Consider the following 23,819-nt stretch of genomic DNA (forward strand, 5'->3'; position numbering starts at 1 on the left):
CAAGCGCCCCAAATCGCAAAGTTAATATCGCATATTCACCTTAATTATAAGTGTGATATCATGAAAAAAAAACTTAACCTATCGTTATTAATCGGAATGCTGGTGTTTCTGAACTTTCAGGAAATACGAGCACAACGTATTGTTGGTGCACCAGATTTTGTAAATGAATCTGGTGGAGTAATGTCCGCTGTTTGTAGCCAACCGATTAGTCTTTTTAGTGTAGTTGCCAATATGTCCCCTGGACCTGCTCTTCCTGCTACCAATGAATTTATTTTAGAACTTTCTGATGATACAGGAAATTTTGGTAGCCCATTAGAGTTAGCTCGAGTAACTGGTTCCAATGATGTAGATTTTGTAGATTCTGAAATTCGTTTTGATGGTGTTCAGATTCCAGAAGATACAAATGGTGATAACTACAGAATAAGAATAACATCATCTGAAACAACTATTGTAAGTGCCTTATCAAGTTCAATACCAATTTATTATTATAGAAACGATTTATCTTTAAGAATTAATAACACTGAAAATGTTATTCTTTGTAATGTTGTAAATTTTGTACGTACTGTTTCTATCGGTATTACTGATATTGATGATGATAGTGTTGTTAATCCCGATCAATTTACATACGAATGGTTTAAAGGTGGTTTTCCGTTTGGAACCCTTATTGCTGGTGAAACAGGCTCAAGTATAGACATTACTCAAAATGATTTAGATGGAAGTGGTGAAGCTATCTATTATGCTCAAATTAATTTAGGTGCATGTAATTCACAATTTCCATCTTCTAGAACAAATAATTTTACGATCCAGTTAATTGACCCTGCAGATGTGCGAATTCTTGAAGAGCCAAGTGTTAATTTTTGCCCACAGGATATAGGAAAAACTTTAAACTCTAGTGTTACAGATTTTAGAAATACGTATCAATGGCTTAAAGATGATGTTGAAATTGAAGGTGCAATAGATTCTGATTATCAATTGCCAGATAATGATTTTGGAGGAGTATATACGCTGGAAGTTACATATAGTGAAGATTGTTCTATAACAACCTCGCCAGTTACAGTGGTTAATAATGGGTCTTCAATTACAACCCCTTTGCTAGAAAACATGATTTTGTTACCACAAGAAACGATTACATTAGAGGTTACAACAGATGCACCTGTTTCTCCTTCTATTAGTTCTTTTCAGTGGTTTAGAAATACGAGTCCTCTCACTGGTATATTAGCCTTAACTGATCCCACAATATCTATAGATATAAATAACCCAGATACATATAGAGTTCAGATTGTTGCAGATGATGCTTGCTCTAGTGTTTTAACATCTGCCACAGATATTTATTCTCCTATTGCAATAGGAATTGAGATTGGACTATCAGATGATTTTACATGTGAAGATAGCAATGTAGTTTTAGAAATTAAAGACATGTTTGGTTTTACACAAAACGGTAGTGGAGCTCCGCCACAAATATCCCTTACAGAAAATCAAATTTCATTTTTTAATTTTGAATGGTATAAAGATGGTCAAGCTACAGGAATTACTACTACTACATTGGATATTGAAACTTCTCAAGAGAATTCTAACTATACATTGATGGCGAATCTGATTACTGGAGAATTTACTGATATCGTATCAAATGAGTTAACATTGACTACAATACCTTCTAATATAGAAATAGTTGCCTCTTCACTTACAATCCCAAACAATGAATCGGTTACTTTAACCGTTCCTGTGAATGCTAATTATACTTATGAATGGTTTAGAGTTGTAAATGACACCAATGAATTAATAGCAGGTGCTTCTGGTAATACAATAGAAGTTACAGAAGAAGGAGTTTATTTTGTAAGAATATCATCTTCAATATGCTCTTTTGATACACCAACAATAAATATTGGTAATGTACCAGGAATATCAGAGATTATACCCAATATAGTAACACCAAATAGTGATGGTATCAATGATAGTTGGTTGTTACCTTCATCATTATTTAATCAACAAGATGTCGAGATTACAATTTATAACTCGAGAGGTCAAATTGATTTTACATCAGCGAATTATCAAAACAACTGGCCCGAAGAAAATTCAAAATCTTCTGGTCAGGAACCGTTTTATTATTATATAATAACAAAAAATAATTCCGTGGTCAGAAAAGGTTCGATAACGGTAATGAGATAGTTTTATGGTCAAAAAATTACTTTTAATAATTGTATGTATATCCTTTAACCTTCTTAGAGGACAAGACGAGAATACTACTACTTATGGTGTACTACCTACCGATATCCCTACTCATAACTTAGTAAAATATAATAGATTTTATTTTAACCCAACCTTTTCTTTAGTACGAGAAAATAAAAAATCTATTAATGTTTATAACAAAACACAATGGGCTTCTTTTAATGATAACCCACAAACTTATTTAATTAACTATACAGCTAACTTTGATGAACAAATCGGAGTTTCTATTGGTTTGCATCAGCAAAACGAAGGTATCTATAGATATTTTGGAGGAATAGCAAACTTCGCTTACAATGTAGAGATAGATAGAGATATGAACCTTACTTTTGGTATGAATCTTGGTTTTTCACAAAGTGGTGTAAAATCTAATATTGATGCTGCTACAAGTATTATTTTGAATAGCGGAGTAGAAGTAAGTGACCCTGTTATTCTTAATTATGAAAAAAGTTCGGTTTTTCAGTTAACCCCTGGAGTAAATTTTAATTATGCTGAATTTGATGTAGGAGTTTCTGTATCTAATCTCGTTGCGTATAATTTAACAGCTAGTGAATTACTAACTGATAACATGGCCTTTAGGGGTCACGTTATGTATACAACAAGTTTACAAAGAAGGTCTGATAAGACAATCAAAGGAATGGTATACGCAAATATGTTACCTGATACTGGTGCAGATTCAAATCTTAGATACGGTGGTAATGTTATTGTCGATTTACCAGAATTAGGTTGGGCACAGGCAGGCTATAATAGTTTTTATGGGGCTTCTGTAGGTATTGGAGGTAATATTACTTCAAATGTCTCTATAGGATATACATATGAAACAGGTTTTGGAGATACCAGTAATTTTGGAGCTACTCATGAAGTAGGATTGGCTTATAATTTTGAAAAAGAGCGCCCAAGAAAGAGAAGAGGCAAATCAAAATCAAGTACTCAAAAAGCATATGAAGAACGAGATTCTGAAATTAGAAGGCTTAAAAAGGAAATTTTAGAACAAAATAAATTAATAAGAGAGTTACAAGAGGAAAAAGGAGAATCTAAGAGCCAATCTCAAAGAGCAATGAGTGATCTCGAAAGATCAATTGCAGAAGCTAAAGAAAAAGAAGCTAAGGCTGCTAGAGAGTTAGAATTGCAACGTGAAGAAGAAGTTAAACTACTTAATAAAAGAAGAGAAGAAGAGCGTCTGGCATCAAGACAGCGTTTAGAAAGAGAAGAGGCATCACAGAAGGAAGAAGAAGAACGTATCGCATCACAACAAAGATTGGAACGTGAGACAGCGCAACAAAGAGCTGAAGAAGAACGTATCGCATCACAACAAAGATTGGAACGTGAGACGGCACAGCAAAAAGCTGAAGAAGAACGTTTAGCATCACAACAACGAATAGAACGTGAGACAACAGAGCAAAGAGGCACAGAACAAAGAATAGCAGCTGAAGAAGCGGAAAGAGAAGCAGAAGCTGCTGCAGAGCAAGAAATAGAAGAACGTTTAGCAGCACAGCAAGAAATAGAGCGTGAAGCAGAAGAGCAAAAGGCAGAAGCAGCACGTTTGGCATCACAGCAACGATTAGATCGCGAAGTAGCAGAGCGAGAAGCAGAGGAAGAGCGATTACAACAAGAAGCGGCAGCTGAGGCAGCACGTTTGGCATCACAGCAACGATTAGATCGCGAAGTAGCAGAGCGAGAAGCAGAGGAAGAGCGATTACGACAAGAAGTAGCAGCTGAGGCAGCACGTTTGGAGACACAGCGACGACTAGAGCGTGAGGTAGCAGTTCAAGAAGCAGCACAACAAGCAGAGGAAGAGCGATTACGACAAGCAGTAGCAGCCGAAGCAGCACGTTTAGAGACACAGCGACGACTAGAACGTGAGGTAGCAGTTCAAGAAGCAGCACAACAAGCAGAGGAAGAGCGATTACAACAAGAAGCGGCAGCTGAGGCAGCACGTTTGGCATCACAGCAACGATTAGATCGCGAAGTAGCAGAGCGAGAAGCAGCACAACAAGCAGAGGAAGAGCGATTACAACAAGAAGCGGTAGCTGAGGCAGCACGTTTGGCTGAAGAGGAGCGATTACGACAAGAAGCGGCAGCTGAGGCAGCACGTTTGGCTGAGGAAGAGCGATTACGACAAGAAGCGGCAACTGAGGCAGCACGTTTGGCTGAAGAGGAGCGATTACGACAAGAAGCGGCAGCTGAGGCAGCACGTTTGGCTGAAGAAGAGCGATTACAACAAGAAGCGGCAGCCGAAGCAGCACGATTAGCAGAGGAAGAGCGATTACGACAAGCAGCCGCAGCATCTAGGTCAGAAGAAAAAGAAGAAGGGTTAGATGAAATTAAGAAAGAATTAGATAATAGTAGTCGAATTACAGATAAAATATTTGCACGACGAGATTCATTATTAAACACAAGTATGAATGTTGATAAGAGGGAGTTTAGTAAGCTTTTAGAATCTCTAGTTAGTATGGATACAGATGCAGAAGAAGCTAAAAATGAATCTGACCCTGCAAGTTCAAAAAGGCTTACTGCAAAGAATAGATTTGTGAAATTTGCTGAAACGTCTAGGCCGCAAGCTCAATTTGCTACCAAATATATACCTGGATACCCAGAAGGATATTATCTTATTGGTAATGTATTTAAAGGAGGAGCTTATGCAGATAAATTTACAGGAACCTTAAAAGATTTAGGGTTTAATGACTCTCAGATTATACTTAATCCAGAAAATCAATTTCAATATGTTGCTATAGAAAGCTATACTGATAAAGATGAAGCAGCAGAAAAGTATTTTAATAATATTGATAATAGGTATTTTGGAGATATGTGGATATTACATATTGCCAAGAATAGAGTAGAATCATATAAAAAACTATTACAAGAAACACGTTTGATAAAAGACACTGTAAAAGATGATACAGTCTTGACAGAGAGTTTGTCTTTTATTGGAGGACACAATATAGAAAATGGATATTATCTCATTACAAATATTTTCAAAAGAGAAAATTATTTTGAAAGAGGAATGGCCAAATTAAGATCTCAGGGACTGGAGCCGCAATATTTCAGAAACCCGAAGGATAATTACATTTATGTGTATCTGAAGAGATATGGCACTATAGACGAAGCGAAACAAAGCTTATTCTCTAATGTCAATAACTCATATGATGGAGATCTTTATATACTAAAAGTACAATAACCCCAAAGATGGATGACTATGGAATCTATAGAGAATATTTTAAAACTCCTAGAGAAGAAAGCTAATTACAAACAAGTATTTTTAGCTTTATTTCTATTTTTTAATGCTGCGTTGATGTTTTCTCAACAAGGTTTTCAGCATCGTAGAGATACTACTGTGAGAGGAGATGTATTAATGGCTGGTAATGCTATTTTAGGATTAACCAATAATCCTCCCAATAGTGCTTATAACATTATGGGAACTAGTAATGGTGGAACTAATCGTAATACAGCATATATTGATATAGATGGTGATAATACTACATTTAGTTCTAGTAGTGCTGATTTGTTAGATCCAAATATTGGGTGTTCAAGTATTGTATCTGCTGGTTTATATTGGAGTGCAAATTATTATTTGGCACGACAAGATTTTCCTAATAATTATTCTAATACTAATATTAGTAGTGGTACCAATACACGTACTGTACTTACCATTAACAATACTACTATTGCAGGAGTATATACAGTAAGAAATGATGAGTTTAGTAGTGATAACTCTGATATAAGATTACGACCAGCTTCTTCTAATTTGGTAGTAGCACAACCCACTAGTGGGTGTGGGATTACCAATGGTGCTGCTTTGGTAGGTAATATTGCTGTTGTACAAACAGGAGGAGGTTGTTCTGATAGAAATAAAGTGTTAAATGCTCAGGCAGCAGGAGCTATAGGAGTTGTTATTGTAAGCTCTAGTGGTAATTTACATAGACTTTTGGGGGGAGGAAGTCAAATAACCATACCATCTGTTACAATTGGTAATGATGATATAGGTGGTGGTAACTTAATTACACAGCTTCAGGCTCAAGCCAATGTAGTGAATGCAACCCTTTCTACCACAGGAAATGAGGATACCACTAATTTATCAGCAACCGATGTACGTAGATTAGGAACAGCAGATTTTCAAAATATTAGATTAGGTTTTGGTCCTTCAGGAAGTGTTAGTTATTCTCCAGTTCAACCTCAGGTTGGTACATTGCCCATTACACTAGGTAGTGGTGCCATTGTAAATACGCATCCAGGGGTAATATACGATGGATATAGTAATACTGTATCAAATAATAATGCTAATGCTACAGATAATGTACCGTATGTATGTTATGCAGATGTTACAAGTATAGTACGAAGTAATGGATATGGTAGATATACAGTTGCTGATATGAAAGCTACATTGGGGGTTACCTCTGGTGTTTCTGGAGCAGCAGGAGGATGGACCTTAGTTGTTATTTATGAAGATCCGAGTCCTGCTTCAGTAAATAGGTTTATATCAGTTTATGATGGATTTAGAGAAATACAATCAGGTGCTGCCCCTGTAAATTTACCAATTACTGGATTTACAACTTTGCCAGCTCCAAACCCTGTAAATGTAAGGTTAGGTTCTGCCTCATTAGAAGGAGATAATGGTATTACAGGAGATAATTTATTAATTCAAAATGCAGGAGGTACTTTTGTACCTATTGTAGATGCTGTTAATCCAAACGGGAATTTCTTTAATAGTTCTATATCAGTTGATGGACTGTATACGACTAATCGTAATCCAGCATCTAGAAACACACTTGGTTTTGATTCGGATATTTTTGATCTAGCTAATGATAGTAATGGTCTAATACCCAATGGCGCTACCAATGCAAATTTTCGGTTATCTACAACGGGAGATACCTATCAGTCATTTTTGTTAGCATTTTCTGTAGAGAACATTATACCAGAGCTTAGAATACTTAAAGAAGTGTACAACCCTAGTGATCTATCCACACCTATTAATAATTCTTCAGTTGGATTAGGAGATCAATTGGTATATAGATTACGTGTAGAAAATATTGGTAATGAAGATTACTTAGGTAATGTAATCATTGATGATGAATTACCCGCAAATGTGGATTTATTGAGTGTAGATGGTATTAATGTAAGTACGAATCCATCAGGAAACTTAATTACAATTCCATCAATAAGTTATACAACTTCTGGAATAGGAACGGGAGGTGTACAAACCATACAATTTTCTGTCCCTCCTAATTTACTCACACATAGTGAATCTGGAGCACCAGGTACAGGAGAACTTACCATAGATTTTATTGTACAGTTGGTAGCTACTTGTGATGACTTAAGAGATGCATGTTCCGATAGAATAACAAATACTGCCAGAGGTACTTATAGAGGTATTTTATCTAATACACTTGTAAGAGATGATCCAAGTAGTAGTGCTCTTTTAGCTTGTGGTAGTACTGATGGGTTAGCTACCAATTTTTTAGCAAATGTTGGTGCATGTAGTCAAGACGTTAGTTTTTGTGGTGGAGATCTAATTTTGGTAGCAGGAGATGGATATGATGAGTATGTATGGTCAGGACCTGGGGGGTTTTCAACCACTACAACTATAAATACTGTAACTGTACCTGGTGCAGTTTCAGGAACATATTCTGTGATTAAGAGAGATACGACACCAGATAGTCAAGGTAATGTGTGTATGACACTTACAGAAGAATTTGTAGTCACAGACTTTACTATAATAGCGCATCCATTACAGGATGATGCAGTGACAGAAAATTTTATAACTTATTATGATGCTTCTAGCGGAGGATGTAATGTTCCTTTGGCTAAAATAAACTTATGCGGAAACCAGCAATATACTGTTGATTCAGGATTTGCTCCTGATAATATTGTTAATATTACTTGGCAAGAACTTACAAACAATAGCTGTCTAGATAGAGGTGATAATTGTCCTGCGGTTACAGGAGGATGTGATGCTTTAGCAAACTGGACAACAATAGCAACCCCACCCAAAACAACTAGTTACGGATTTACTGATGCTGGTGAATACAGAATTGTTGTAGAATTTGAAGGTGGATGTACTCAAGTATTTTATTTTGATATCAACAAAAACAACTACCAACCACAAGTAGATATTGTGGATATGGAGTGTAATAATGATGGATCAGTACAGGTAAATAATTTTACAGCAGGTGGAACCTTAAGATTTTTGATTAGAGATCAAACGGCTGTAGCACCTACTTTACCAGGAGATTTAGGATTATTTACAAACACAGATGGTCTTTTCCCAATTGCTTTTCAAGTAAACCCTTATTTATTTACTGTATATGCGGTTGATACAGCTTTCCCAAATTGTATTTATGAGATAGACGGCACAGTACGAGCTTTTCAACCAGTATTCGATGTAGATGCTTTTCATCCTGAATGTGTTGATACTACCAATGGAAATGCTTTAGGAAGTATCAACATTGAGGTTACAGGAGGTGCTCCTCAATATGAATATCATATTACGGGAGGGCCTGATAATATAGATATAGTAACAGGTAATAGTGAACTCAATAATGGAGACCATTTATTTACTGGCTTAAAACCAGGAAACTATACTATAGAAGTGGTATCTAATCGTAATCCAGATCCAGAATGTTTGCATAGTGAAGTAGTAACTATTAATGATGCGCCTGATTTTACAGCAGTAGCTCGTATTATTGCTCCACCAACTTGTGATACAGGGGCCATAGTAGAAGTAATTGTTACTTCTCATGGTCAACCAGGGGCAGCAACAGGACCTTATCGATTTGCAGAACAAGGAGGAGTTTTTCAGAGCCCAGCTAGTGGAGATCCAATAGATAGATTTGAATTTACACTTCCTACAACAGCAACTACAGCAGACGAATTTATTTTTGAAGTAAGTGATACTTCTACAAGGCTAGGATGTGTAATTGAAGCAAGAGTGAATGGCCCAGAACCTTATGTACCTATTGCAATCCAAACGATTACAGTTACAGATCCTGTTTGCCCTACAGACTTAGGAAGAATCCAAGTAGAGCTTACTCCAGCATCTGCTGTTACAGGTAGAACATTTATCTATGAATTATTAGATAGTACAGGAACAGTGGTACAAACGATAACAAGTACTAGTATTGATAGAACATTCCCTAGTGTTGCTGTGGCTACTGGATACACGGTAAGAGTTTCACATAATAATACAACTGATCCTTCGGGCAGTCCAATTTGTCCTGTAGAAATGGGAACGTATGATATTGATGGAGCGATAGCTGTTGCTTTTGATGCTGCATTAACTAGATCTTTAAGTTGTAATACAGGTATAGATGCAGAAGCACAGATTACCATTGATAATTTTCAAGGAGGAGTATCAGGTACCTATGAATGGGCTACAAATCCAGCAGGACCTTTTACAGCTTTAGTAGGTACTTCACTGGTAATAAACGCTACTGGTGTTACAACCGCAACATCATATACGATATATGTAAGAGATCCAAGTGCCCCAGATTGTGCAGTACCTCAATCTGTTGCTATACCAGCTCTATTAGATCTTGATAATGTGGTATTGGCAAATGAGAGAGATTCTGATTGTGCAAATCAAACTTTTGTAGGAGATATTTCTGCTTCTCCAGCGTTGTCTGCTGCAGATGTAGGTAATGCTGTTCAAATTGCATTTACAGTTACTCCAGCACCCGCATCAGGTCCTGCAACATTTAATATAACAACTACTGCTGGTATTCAGACACTTACTTTTGATAGAAATGTTAATTATACAGTTACAGCGGTAAGAAGCGATAATCAATGTGATGCTGAGTTATCATTCAATAGAGCTTTATTACCAGAAATTGATATTACCAGCGCTACAGAAACCAGCGCGATAACTTGCTTTAATGATACTGATGGTGCTTTTACATTTAATGTAGCAAACAGCGGTTCATTTAATTATACAATAACAGGACCATCACCAGCATTAACGGTAGTGGTTACAGGAACTTCTGCAACAAGTTCGGTAACAATTGAAAGCCCAGCTACACCATTAGCGGTAGGTACATATACGATTACCGTAGAAGACACTAGCTTAACAAGTAATAATTGTACAGATACAACTACAGTTGATATTACTGGTCCTGCAACAGAACTTACAATTTCTGCTACTGCCACCTCTACAGATTGTAGTGCTAATACAGGTACTATAACTGCGACAGGAAATGGAGGAAGAGGAAGCCATCAATATCGACTTGTAGATAGCGCGAGTACAATAGTAATTGATTATCCAAATACTGATAATGTATTTCCTGGCTTGGCAGCAGGTACATATACTATATTTGTTAGAGATGGTAATTCTTCTGATGCTTGCGAAAGATCTACCACAGCCGAGGTAATACAATCTACTTCGCCTACCATTGCAGCGGTAGCTGGAGGAGATGCTTGTGTAGACAGTGATCCTGCATCACAATGGATAACAATTACACCTAGTCCAACAACAACTGCTGTAGGACCATTTGAATATACATTAACAGGTCCTGTAACAGCAAACGATGTTCCAGTAACATTTTTATCGACAACACCTCCAGTATCTGCTCCTGCAAATACTTTTGAAATTGATAACTTAATTGCAGGAAACTATTCGGTTACAGTAACCAATACAGAAACCAATTGTGTATCAACTCTTGTTTCATTTACAATAAACCCAGAGCTTACTATAACGGCAGCACTTGCTAAGGATATAGATTGTAATTCTGAAGCAAGCATTACGTTTATAGCTTCTGGAGGAAGTACTGTGTATACACAATACGATTTATATAATCCACCTGTACCTCCAGCAACTACGCCAACTTTGGTACAGGCAAATATAACATCACCACATGCGACAAGTACTCCAGGAGATTATTTGATAGGAGTAACTGATGATGCTGGATGTACTGCATTTTCGAATACGAGAACAGTAACACCGTTTGATGCAGTAGTGGCAACATTAACCCCTACTAATCCTTCATGTCCTGGTCTTACCAATCCAGATGGAACCATTCAAGTTGAAGTGACTGTTGGGCAAGGGCCATTTACCTATGTTCTTGATGGAGACTTAACTACTCAAATAGGGCCTACTGGAGATACGACAGTAACTTTTAATAATGTTGGCGATACTCCAAACCCTCACACTGTAACCATTACTGATGGTTCTGGTGGTACACCAGCTTGTACGTTTAATTTTACAACAATACTTACAGACCCTGATCCAATTGTTCCAACAATTAATATAGAAAGAGATTTAAGTTGTGTGGCTCCAACCGATGCGATTATTCGTATTTCGGGAATAGTAGGAGGTTCAGGAAGCTGGGCATATACTTTGGATCCATCAACAGGATATACAAATATTACGACATTCCCAGTAGATATCCCAATTAGTACAGATGCAACATATACCGTACATGTAGCAAATCAAGGTTCACCAGAAACCTGTTCAGTGCCTACAAATATTACGATAGAAGCTGTAACAGAAATAACAGATCTTAGTTTTTCAGCGACTGCCGTTCAATGTACTGCACTTACTTCTAACGTTACAGTAACACCTACAATAGTAGGATCGGGTAGTGTTATAGAATATGAAATTACCGCACCAGCACCAGTAGGCCCACAAGCGTCGAATTTATTTAATAATCTTGCTCCAGGAACCTACACGTTTTTAGCAAGAACAGATGATGGTTGTGTGTTTAGTGAAAACTTTATAATAGAAGATATTGATCAAATCGTTGTAAATGCAACTCCAGTTAACGAGCCTACATGTAATGGAGGTTCAGATGGAGAGTTATCATTTACAGTATCTGGAATAGATATTCCAGCAACCGCAACATATGAATATGAAATTACAGGTGGAACACCTGCAATTATACCTATTACAGCAACGGGTCAAACAGCAGTTACTATTCCTACAGGAGATGTATTGCCAGCAGGTAATTATACAATAAGGGTTACTGATGAAGCAACTCTTTGTGAAGTAACCACAACAGTTACCATTGGTCAACCTGATGTAGTTAATTTTGATATTGACACAGTGGTTCAGGATTGTGCTACCAACACCAATACAGTTACGATAAGTAACCCTAGAGGAGGTAGTGGAACAGGGTACACGTATACGTTAAGTAACTCAGGAGGAACATTAGTAGGACCAAGCAGACCTGCAAGTGATCCATATTTGAACGTTCCTAATGGAACAGGGTATCAACTTGTTGTAACAGATAGTAATAGTTGTATTTCGGCTACACAAACTTTAGATATTAATCAATTGCCACAACTTACAGCAACTTTAGATGCTGCAAGTTCAGACTTTTGTTTGGATGATGGAGCAATTAATTTTACTGTAGATATTGATGCTGTTAATGCAGGGACTCCTCCTTATACTTATAATGTTACTTTGGGCGGTGTTGTGGTAATTCCAGATACGAATGTTCCTGGACCTTCATTTACAACTTTACCTAATTTGACAGCACCAGGAGATTATATAATTACTATTTTTGACACCAATGGATGCCCTACCTCTATAACTGTTCCAACAGTTGAGGAACCAGTTCAATTACAGGTAACTCCAGTTTCTGATATTACTTGTGATGCATTAGGTAATCCAGTAAATGCGGCATTCTCTTTAGCGATTCCGGCATCAAACCCTGGATATGCACCTTATACTATTGATGTTTCTTTTGATGGAGGAGCTTTTGCAAATTATTTAACTGCGGTTATTCCACCATTTACTAATTATACGGCTACTTCTGGAGCAGGAACTTATACTTTTAGAGTTACCGATGCAAGAGGATGTACATTTACAACACTTCCATTTAATGTTACAGACCCTGTTGCACCAACAGTAACAGATCCAGATGTTAATTTGGATTGTTCTGGAGATACAGGAACTGTAGTAATTACAGTAACAGGTACTGAAACACCATATGAAATTGATTTCAATGGAGCAGGATTTGTAACCATTACAGGAACTCAAATTACGTTTCCTAACTTGGCTGGTGATGCAGGTGATGCTGATCCAACCACAAACACATCTACGTATAACTATACAGTGAGAAGTAGTAAAGGATGTTTATACCCAGGAAGTGTGAATGTAAATCAACCAGCATTAATTACAGAAGTAAGCAGCGCAGAAACTCCTGTAACCTGTGGTGGTTCAGGAACTGTAACCGATTTAGGTGAGATAGATCTAGAAATTGCTGGAGGAACAGGGAACTACACTTATACTTTAGTTAGAGCCGCTAATTTCTCTGTTAGGCCATTAGTGCCAGCAACTACTGCAGTTGCAACACCAAACCCAACAACTACAGGAACAACCGTTAACTTTATAGGGTTAGATTTTGGTCAGTACTTTATTTTTGTTACCGATGCAAATGGATGTACTGATAATGCTCCATTTGGACCATTTAATATTTTCTCACCTCCTAATGATCTGGTTCAGAACATTACAGTTTCTGCAACTTGTCCAGGGGGAGTAACATTCGAAATTGATGTTCAGGGTGGTTCTGGTGTTACTTCACCACCAACAAACCCACCTCCAGGATTTGATATTCGTATTGTAGGAGAGCCTTCACCTGGATTAGGAGATTTTGTGCCTTTAGACGATAGTGTTGGAGGACCTACAGCGGTTGACGCAAATACTCCAATTCGAGATCATACTTATGCAGGTCTGAGTTTTAATAGAACGTATATATTAGAAGTAAGAGATAATGAAACAGGATGTTTATATCAGGAAATGGTTCCTCCTCAAAACCCTCCGTCTTCTCCTGTTATAATAAACGATGTGGTTACCAATGTAAGTTGTAACGAAACACCAGCATTAGATGATGGAAGTGTTACATTTGATGTTTCTGCATACGGTGCTACAGTAACAGAAATATCATGGGAAGTATTTAATGCTTTTACCAACGTAAGTCTTGGAGCCGCGTTTACAGGTTCTGATAACTCTACACCTGGTCCTGCAATACCTAATGTTCCAGTTACTATTAATAATTTACCACCAGGTGAATATTATGTGGCTATACAAGAAGTTGATGGTACGCAATGTCCGACCAGATATGATTTCTCAATTGATCTTCCAGATCCATTAAATTCAATAGCTACTAATCAGACACCTGCAAATAGTTGTGGGACTAATGCTCAAGTGATTATGAATACTAACGGAGGAACGCCATTTGCAACACCTCCTGCTGATGGATATAGATATGAAGTAGTACCTACGGGTGCTGGAGATCCTGGAGTTTATCCTTTAACAAGTAATGTAATTGACTTAGGAAATACAGTTCAAACTTTAGATATATGGGCAGCCGATTCAAACGGATGTAGTTTTGGGCCAATTACGGTGACAACTGTTGTTAATCCGTTGCCAACAGTTACAGCTTCGTTTATAGATGATTGTGCTTATGATAATACAAACGTAATAGATATCGATGGAACAGGTCTAGGAACATTGACATACCAATTAGGCGCAGGAACTCCTGTCGCTGGTAGTATTGACAATAATAACCACCAATTCATTGTTTCTGCACCAGGAACATATACTATTACAATTACAGATGAATCTGGATGTACAAATACAGATACAGTAACGGTTTACATACCACTACAAATAAGTCCAGAATTTACCACTGCACCTGATTGTAATACGGCTAATGGAGTAATTGATGCAACAACTATTGTTTCAGGAGCTGCACAAGGTACGTTGACGTATGAACTACAAGATAGTACAGGTACAGCTACAGGTAATACAACAGGTGATGCTTCAGGAATATATACAGGAGTTGCTCCAGGAAGCTATATTGTAGAAGTAACAGATGACGGTAGAGGAACAACTCCTTTCTGTTCATTTACTGCTCCAGTAAGTATAGAAGCTCCAGAAGAACCCGTATTAGTTCCAGAAACTACTTTTGTTAGCTGTATAGGAAATACTGATGGAGTAGTTACTGCGGCATTAACACCAGCTTCTACAGATTCAGATCCAACGGTGGTTTATGAATATAGAATTACAGCTTCAACCTCTGCAACACCAGCAGTGGTTCCAACTCCTTATCAAACGAATTCAGTATTCTCAAGTTTGGATAATGGAACTTATACGGTAGAGGTTAGGGCTACGAAACCAAATGGATCATTAAATGTATTTTGTTTTGATACAGAGGATTATATTATAAATGATCCAACTGCGGTATCAGCAACAATTTCATCCACAAATTACTCGTGTCCAGCTGGAACAGAAAGCGTACCTGTTATTACAATAGATAATATTTCTGGTGGAACAGGATCCACCTATACTATTTCTTATACGGTAGATGGTACTCCAGTTGTAGCATCTCCAGTAGATCCTACAACTTTGGATACTGATCCTGCAGCTGGTATTCAGATCGTTGCGGTTATACCTGGAGATTATATATTCACAATATATGATAGTAATAACTGTCCTACAGTACAGCCAACAGAAACCATACCTGTTTTCCCAGAAATTACTGACCCAACAGTGGTTAGAGATACTTCTGCAACGAATAATGGAGAAATTTCCTGTGATAATGGTGAAACAGTTACAGTTACTATAACTGGCGGAGTAGGACCATTTAATTTTGTAGAAACTAGTGGAGCTGTACCTGCTCAAAATGGTATCGTTGCAGGAACAGGAGATACTGCTGTTCCAGGTGTTCAAACTGTGGCAACTTTTGTGTTACCATCAGTAGGGACTTACCAGTTTACCATAACAGATACAGACGCTAACGGAGCTTGTCCTGTAGATTCACCAACATATAGAGTTGATCCATTTGATTCTATTGAGGCAAGTGCGGTAGAAGCTACTCCAGTAAATTGTAATGGAGCCTCTACAGGTGAACTTGATTTGACTGTATTAAATTATACAGGAGATTTCGATTTTAGAGTTGTAAATACAACTACAGCAGCAGTAGTTACTTCAGGAAGTATTACTGCTCCATTTACAAATCCAGTTCGTATAGGATTACCTGCAAATGGAGTGCCAGCAGGTACATATGTAGTAGAGGTTGAAGCATTAGCTGCGCCTTTCTGTGATACTACTACAGATCCATTTACGATTACACAACCAGAACTATTAACATTAGCAATAGATGAGAATATCAATGCTAATTGTAATGAAGATGCTAGAGTAACAGTTTCTGTAACTGGAGGAACAGGGCCTTATACCTATAGAGCAGATGATGATGGTATTGCTCCATTCTTATTTGAAACAACTACTGCTAATACTACTGAAACATTTTTATTACCAGCAACAATCGCTGGAACTACATATATAATAAGTGCTATTGATACTAATTCTTGTACATCAACACCAGTTTCTATTAATGAAACTGTGTTTAGAACAGGAGATCCAACAGTAGACTCAGTAACTTGGACAGATTCTTGTGTGTTTGATGATAGCTATACCATACGAGTGGTTGGTACTAGTAATGTACCAGTAATAGCTCCAGCTACTAATGCGTTAACTTTTGAAATAGGTGCTGTGGGTAGTGGGCAAGTAGCAGGAAATGTGAATGGAACTACTCATGACTTTACTGTAACTACACCAGGAACGTATACTGTAAGAGTATATGATGAAAATGGTTGTGTGTCTACTGATGAAACAATTACTATAGTACCAGAGTTAACCATTAGTGCTACGTTTACAGGAACACCAGAATGTAGAACAAGTGTTAATGGACAGATTACTGCGACGGTTACAGGAGGTTCGGACTTTGTTGCCAACCCAGGTAACTTTATCTTTACATTAACAGGTACAGATAGTAGCGGAACACCAATTGCTCCAGTTGTACAAACAGGTGCAGGTGGAAATATATTTAACGGTATTACTGCTGGTTCTTATACTGTAAGTGTTACCGATAGTAATGTACTTCCTGCAACTGGCTCAGGATGTTCTGTAAATGATTCAGTTTCTTTACCTATACCTGTACTACCTAGTATTACAGCCGTAGGAGAAGCAGTTTCATGTATAGGTGATAGTGATGGTAGAGTAGTTATTACTCTTGACCCAACTACAGATGATGGGCAACAATATACATATCAATTATTTGTAGATGCTGGAGGAGGTGTTCCAGGAGCTCAAGTAGGAACAGATCAAATTGATAATCCTGTATTTACGAATGTTCCTGTTGGAGATTATGTAACAGTTATCCGATCTAATAGCCTTTGTGAAGAGCAAGCTACGGCCAATGTACCAAACGCAACTCAGGTAACAGCCAGTACTAATGTTGGAAATTATACATGTACGGGAACTAATGAAAATTTCCCAACCGTAACGGTTACCATTCAGAACGGTACTCCTGCATATAGTATTACTTACACAACACCATCAGGTGTAGTAGTTACAGACACAAATATTACGGATGCAGATGCAGTAGCTGTTGGAGTACAGTATGAATTTATAGCTGATGAAAGCGGTACTTATGATATTAATAATGTTACTGATAGTAAAGGTTGTGGATTAGCTACAATCGTACAAGCAATAGTAGATCTACCAATTATGGAAGACCCTACAGTAACGCAAGATACGGCAATCACTTGTCTAGTTGATGAAGAGGTAATAGTAAGCGTAACTGATGGAGTGGGTCCATTTAACTTTGAAGTAGTTAGTGGTCCTGTTGCAGTAGCACCACAAAATAATGTGCCTGCTGGAACTGCTGATAATCCAGGAACACCTGCTATAGAAACCAATGCGACGAATACAACATTTACTCTTACTGACGTAGGTCTATATATATTCAGAATTACAGATCAAACAACAGGTTGTTTTGTTGAGGTAGATTATCGTATAGACGCATTTGACAATATAGAAGTTCGTGCCGAAGAAGAAAGTAGAGAAACCTGTTTTGGTGCAGACGATGGTAGAGGAGAACTATTTATTCTAGGATATGCTGGTGCATTTGATTATACAATTGTAGATGCATCTGGTAGCACTGTATATGATAGTGCTGTCGCTGGAACTACAGAAAATACTGATCTAGATGTGAATACAGAGGACAATTTTGTTATACCTCGTGCTACAGAACCTGGGTTAGGTATTGGTAATTATACAGTAAATATTACTCAGAACGGCATACCAAATTGTACAGGTACAGCCAACTTTACGATTTCTGGTCCTACAAATAATTTCAATATTGTTTTAGACCCAGGTAATCTAGACGAGACCTGTAGCCCTGGATCAGATGGTTCTTTCTTGGCTAGTGTAACGGGTGCACAAGGAACCGTTACTTACACCTTGGCTTTACTAGCTACTCCAGCAACAATAATAGAGACAAATACAGATGGTGTTTTTGAAGGGTATGCTGCAAATACATACGAGGTGACTGCTATTGATGATATGGGTACGTTTACTTGTTCTGATTCTGATACTATAATAATAGATGCCCCAGCAAATGATGTTGCCATTACAGCAATACCAGATAGTAGTGTAAGTTGTTATGGTGTTCAAGATGGTATAATTACTGTTACTGCAAATGGTAGTGATGGGCCTTTTGAATATACACTTACTCCAGCAGGAGAAACAGAAGGTGCTAGACAAGATTCTAATCAGTTTACTTTATTAGCACCAGGAACATATACCGTTACTGTTTATGATAGCCTTAATTGTAGTAATACCACTTCAGCTACTATTAATGAACCCGCTGAGCTTACAGTTAACTTTAGTGCTACTTTGGTAGATTGTACAGGTAACCCTAATCCTACAGTGGATGTTACAGTTACTGGTACTAGTAGTGTAGCAATCACAGAATATGTAGTATTAAATATTGCAGATCCATTAAACCCTATAGAATTGCAAAGAAATGGTACAGGAACATTTACATTACCAGTAGGTGATTATCAGTTCTATGTTATTGATGCCAATGGATGTCAGTCTCAACCATCGGGAGCATTACCAGTAATTGCAATTCCAGATGTAGAAATTACATTAGATACTAGATTTGCATTTGTAAATTGTAATGGAGCTGCAAATGGTATAATTAATGCCAATGTTACTGGAGGTACAGGAGCATATACATATACGCTTAGTGCAGTTGGTAATGTATTAACAGATGGAACAGCATTTACACCAATAATACAATCTAATAGCGAGTTTAGAAACTTAGCTCCTGCAAATTATATCTATACAGTTAATACAGATAGAAGTTGTTCTGATAGTGAATCATTTACTATTATTGATCCACCATTGTTTGAACCAGTATTCTCATCAGAGAATGTAACCTGTGAAGGATTAGATAATGGTTTAATTAGAATTGAAGCGATAGGTGGTACTCCTCCATATTCTTTTGCAATTGATAATGGAGAGTTTTTAAATGATGGTTCTGATGGAGCAGAAGATGGTGTATTTGTATTTGATGAATTGGCACCAGGAATGTATAATGTAATTGCTCAGGATGCTTTAGGATGTAATGAAATTAGAGATATTGAAATTCTAGAACCAAATACATTGATGGTAAGTCCAGATGGAGATCCAACACCAGAAACATGTTTTGGTGATTCTGATGGGCAAGTTACTATTATTATTACAGGAGGTACTGCTCCTTATGAGACCAATATAACCAATAATGATGCTGATTTTGTACAGGATATGTTTACTTATACTGGTTTACCAGGAGGAATTACCACTATCTATGTAAGAGATGCAAATAACTGTAGAATTGATTTACCAGTAAATATTCCAGCTGGTGTAATGTTGAATGCTACTTTAGTTCCAAGGTTAGAATGTCCTGTAAGAGATGAAAATGATCCGTCTGTTATTATACAAGGACCTAGATATTTTGTAGACTTTGAGACATTTGAAAATTCTATAGATACAGATATTATTTATACTCTTACTGGTGTTAATGGTACAGTTAACCCTGCCCAGAATGTTAACCTTGAAGGTAGATTTGAGGTAAATCCAGGAGAATATGAAGGTACTATGGAACACTCAGGTGGGTGTATAGTTGATGTGGGTAGGATTGTTATAGAAGAATATATTCCTTTAGCTATCCCAGTAGCAGAAATGACGAATAATCCTGAAGATCCTAATGAATATGAAATTGTAGCTTCTGGAGGAAGAAGATTTGAGAATAATCCTTTCTATTCGTTCTCATTTACTATTTTACCTGATGGAATGACAGTAAACCAATTACAATCATCAGATTTTACAGAACTACAAGGAAACATTTTTGTAATTAGAGAAACGGCAGATTATGTACTACGTGTAATAGATGCAGATGGATGTGAAATTCGCATAGTACAAAACTTAACATATATCAATATCCGTATTCCTAATTACTTTACTCCAGATAGCCCTAACAGTTCAACAGAAGAACGTTTATGGTATCCTAGACAGATTACTCCAAATACAGATGATCCTTTCTTCTTTGAAAACATGGAAGTAATGGTATTTGATAGATACGGAAGAAAGCTGGCAGAGTTTAAAGGAGATCAACAAGGATGGGATGGACTATATCAAGGAAAACAACTTCCTTCTGGAGATTATTGGTATACTATAATCCTTAATGATATAGATAATAGAGAGTTCACAGGTCACTTTACACTATATAGATAATATATAATCATATAAGTGAGTTATGAGAATTGAGTATAGAACCATAGAATATAGAAGAGTTAACGATCTGTAATTTTTAAAGTTAGATGAAGAAATATATAATCATATGTAGCCTATTTGCAAGTTATTGGACTTTTGCGCAGGAGTTTTTGGCCCCTGTACAGAATCAGTATATTGCAGATAACCCATATTTGATATCCTCTGCATATGCGGGTATCGGAGACTGTTGGCAGGTCAGAGCTTCTGGTTTTGAGCAATGGGTTAGTATTGAGGATTCTCCTGGTACACAATCCTTATCTATCGATGGTAGAATATCGGATCGTTCAGGAATAGGAGCTATTTTGTTTAATGATCAAAATGGAGCAACTACCCAAAAAGGAGTTCAACTATCCTTTGCGCATCACCTTACATTGAGTGAGTATAATAACCAATATCTTTCATTTGGAATTAGTTATAAGTTTACTCAGTTTGGTATTGATACCTCAAGGTTTAACAATGGAGATCCCGATAATCCGTTTAATCCAGGATTAGCAGGTATAAATGTCAATGATTCTAATTTTGATATTGGACTTTTATATCGAATCGGACGTTTCTTTTTGAGTGCAAATGCAGTTAATTTATTACAAAAAGAAATAGATGATTTTAATCCGACAGAGCCGTCACAAATACAGAATTATTATTTGTATACAGGATATACCTTTTATCACAGATTTAGTGATATAGAGATAGAACCTTCTGTATTATATCAAAATTTTGCAGGAGATGGTCGTTCTACAGCAGATCTTAATCTAAAAGTACGTAAAATGCATAGAGGTGATTACTATTGGATAGGTGCGAGTCTTAGATCTCTGGTAGATCAGGATTTTAAACCTCTTTCTATTTCTCCTATGGTGGGAATTAAGAAATCAAACTTTTATGTCTCATATGGATATCAAATTAATGTAAATGAAGTTTTACAACCTACTACAGCAGCAGGATCGCATATGATTACTTTAGGATTTGATTTTGGATGTAGACAAAGTAAATGTGGGTGTACCTATTAGAATTAAAAATTTAAACAAAAAAGGCTGTCTGAAAAGGCAGTCTTTTTTTATTTGTTATTCTGTCCCGTCCTGAAATAGCGTTACACAAAATCACAAGTGTAATGAAAAGAACATATAAAAAACGTACCCAGAAGGATTACTCAATGAGCTTTAAACTTTCTGTAGTTCAGGAAGTTGAGAAAGGAGCGTTGACTTATAAGCAAGCTCAAAAGAAGTATGGTATCCAAGGCCGAAGTACTGGTTTTATAATACTCTTTTACAAATCAAGAAAAACTATAATGATTTTCTAGCAGTTGAGAAGTTTCAAGGGTTTTCTTGATTTCTTTAGCTTGCTCTATTTCGTATGCATCCATGTTATCGGGTTGCATACTATCAATCCAAAATAATGTCCCTTCATTTATAATACTCCGTTGCAGGGTCTTTACTTTAGGCAGATGATTATATACTCCATTGTTTGAGAAATAAGTAAACCATCCTATCCAAAATTTATCGTATAATTGTTCTACATTACCCCACAATTTATCTGGAACAATCACTGCATATTCTGCATTGGTTAATTTGATTAACGTTTCTAACAACCGTATACAAAAAGTTTCTGTATAAAATTCATCATAACCAACTTTTGGAAACTCTATATTAATATATCCTATTCCCTCTCCTTTACCATCTGAAATATCAACTGAAACCTGCACTTCTTTCTCTTTTTTTGTATTAGAATAGCTATTCGAAAACCCTGTAGAATCATAAGAATCTAAATGCATTTGTTTATCATTCTCATCTTTATTGATGTAAGTATAGTCTGTATCATTAATATGCTCAAACACTATAGCATCAAAGTTGGTTAAGTTTTTATCTAGAAATGTCCAGTGACTTGCTTTATGACCCCAACTACATAAGTTTTCAAAAATAGGATGTAGAGGTTGAAGTGTTTGTAATACTACTTTACTAAAATCTAAATATTCTTGAACGGTTAATCTTCTTGATTTAAACCGAATCATTACAATTGTTTTTTCTCTCATAGTTATTTCTTATTTAGGGGTTACTACTACCTTTATTCCTTCCACACCTTCATCACTAAATGATCTGCCTTATGTTGCGGAGGTACATGATATTCTAAATTTGCACCAACTTGTTTGGCTATTTCAGCATCTTTTTTTGCTACCCTAGCAACTTTATCTGCTGCCTATCTTTGCCCTTCTGGTGGCCATCCATCCCAATCTTTGGCATCTATTAATGTATTGGTTTCGGGGTCATAGCCATCAAATTTCTTTTTACCACTAGGCATAATATCTGTTTTTACTACATATTCTGTATCCTTGGGTGCTTTAGTTACATGCTCTTGATATTCTGCTCCTTTTTGTGGGGTTGTTTCTTTTTTCCATATACCTGGACCACCATCACTTTGTCCATGCCTAAATGAAGGTCTGGTATCATTCACCACCGCCCCCAATTCTTCTGGTACAGGAGGTAATTTTGTACCATCTTCTATAGTCTCAGCAGTTTATAACCTATGCCTTTTTCTCTAAAAATTCTGTGGCTATTATTGAAATATGTGGGCTTTCTAAAAATCTAAAATCAAGAAAAAACCTAAGATATTCTGTCATGTCTTCATCCTTTACCTTCTCTACATAGATGGGTAATTCTTTTTGTAGATAGAACTTCATATTGATCACAGTATGCTCAATAGGTATATACAGCTTGATTTTATGCCCCAACCCCTCATAGGGTATGGTTATATACACACTACTTTTAAACTTTGTAACTGCTTTATCCTTATGGTACTTATTGGAGTAGCTATACTCTGAACTTCCATAAAAATATGGGTCGTTTGGGTCTAATTCATTATCATATATGTCTACAGGAATGCTTTCTCGTCAGTGGAATCCATCTACTTTTACAGTATCTAGCGGAATCTTAAACTTGGGTAATGATAACAAAAAGCGTTCAAATTTTTTATAAGCTACTTCTTCTTTAATTTTTGGTCTAATACTCAAAAA

At 36.8% G+C, this 23,819-nt stretch carries 7 protein-coding genes and 1 pseudogene; 5 read left to right on the top strand and 3 right to left on the bottom strand.

Annotated features, from left to right (window positions below; genetic code table 11):
- Window positions 1–60: 60 nt before the first annotated feature.
- The 5 genes and pseudogenes from CVD18_RS09035 to CVD18_RS09055 all read left to right on the top strand — a co-directional run.
- The gene (locus CVD18_RS09035) at window positions 61–2,166 is read left to right on the top strand and encodes a gliding motility-associated C-terminal domain-containing protein (protein ID WP_103865116.1); all 2,106 of its coding nucleotides are present in this window, start codon (window positions 61–63) and stop codon (window positions 2,164–2,166) included.
- Window positions 2,167–2,170: 4 nt separating this feature from the next.
- On the top strand, window positions 2,171–5,401 hold the full coding sequence (locus CVD18_RS09040; RefSeq protein ID WP_103865117.1) for a PorP/SprF family type IX secretion system membrane protein: 3,231 nt from the start codon (window positions 2,171–2,173) through the stop codon (window positions 5,399–5,401).
- A gap of 18 nt (window positions 5,402–5,419) precedes the next feature.
- Window positions 5,420–20,779, top strand: a complete 15,360-nt coding sequence (locus CVD18_RS09045; protein WP_158250417.1) for a T9SS type B sorting domain-containing protein — start codon at window positions 5,420–5,422, stop codon at window positions 20,777–20,779.
- 86 nt (window positions 20,780–20,865) lie between these two features.
- Window positions 20,866–21,822 (top strand): type IX secretion system membrane protein PorP/SprF, encoded by a 957-nt coding sequence (locus tag CVD18_RS09050; RefSeq protein ID WP_103865119.1) that lies wholly within the window; start codon window positions 20,866–20,868, stop codon window positions 21,820–21,822.
- Window positions 21,823–21,923: 101 nt separating this feature from the next.
- Window positions 21,924–22,076: pseudogene (locus CVD18_RS09055) on the top strand (IS3 family transposase); the annotation flags it as partial.
- 9 nt (window positions 22,077–22,085) lie between these two features.
- On the opposite strand, the gene CVD18_RS09060 reads toward CVD18_RS09055, so the two are convergent.
- The 3 genes from CVD18_RS09060 to CVD18_RS22545 form a co-directional block, all read right to left on the bottom strand.
- A complete protein-coding gene (locus tag CVD18_RS09060; RefSeq protein ID WP_103865121.1) occupies window positions 22,086–22,841 on the bottom strand; it encodes a hypothetical protein in 756 nt (251 codons plus the stop codon).
- A gap of 164 nt (window positions 22,842–23,005) precedes the next feature.
- Complete coding sequence (locus CVD18_RS09065) at window positions 23,006–23,260, bottom strand: Tox-REase-5 domain-containing protein (protein ID WP_158250418.1); 255 nt, start codon at window positions 23,258–23,260, stop codon at window positions 23,006–23,008.
- A 70-nt stretch (window positions 23,261–23,330) separates the two neighbouring features.
- Window positions 23,331–23,564 carry a hypothetical protein gene (locus CVD18_RS22545; RefSeq protein ID WP_103865123.1) on the bottom strand — a complete coding sequence of 78 codons (234 nt, stop codon included), beginning with the start codon at window positions 23,562–23,564 and terminating at the stop codon, window positions 23,331–23,333.
- Between the last annotated feature and the right edge of the window lie 255 nt (window positions 23,565–23,819).

Origin of the sequence: Aquimarina sp. I32.4 (genome assembly GCF_002924285.1) — a bacterium.
In the GTDB taxonomy this organism is placed as follows: Bacteria; Bacteroidota; Bacteroidia; order Flavobacteriales; family Flavobacteriaceae; genus Aquimarina.

Coding starts and splice junctions, on each gene's coding strand:
- CVD18_RS09035 (WP_103865116.1), top strand. CDS start 61: ATGAAAAAAAAACTTAACCTATCGTTATTAATCGGAATGCTGGTGTTT.
- CVD18_RS09040 (WP_103865117.1), top strand. CDS start 2,171: ATGGTCAAAAAATTACTTTTAATAATTGTATGTATATCCTTTAACCTT.
- CVD18_RS09045 (WP_158250417.1), top strand. CDS start 5,420: ATGGAATCTATAGAGAATATTTTAAAACTCCTAGAGAAGAAAGCTAAT.
- CVD18_RS09050 (WP_103865119.1), top strand. CDS start 20,866: ATGAAGAAATATATAATCATATGTAGCCTATTTGCAAGTTATTGGACT.
- CVD18_RS09060 (WP_103865121.1), bottom strand. CDS start 22,841: ATGAGAGAAAAAACAATTGTAATGATTCGGTTTAAATCAAGAAGATTA.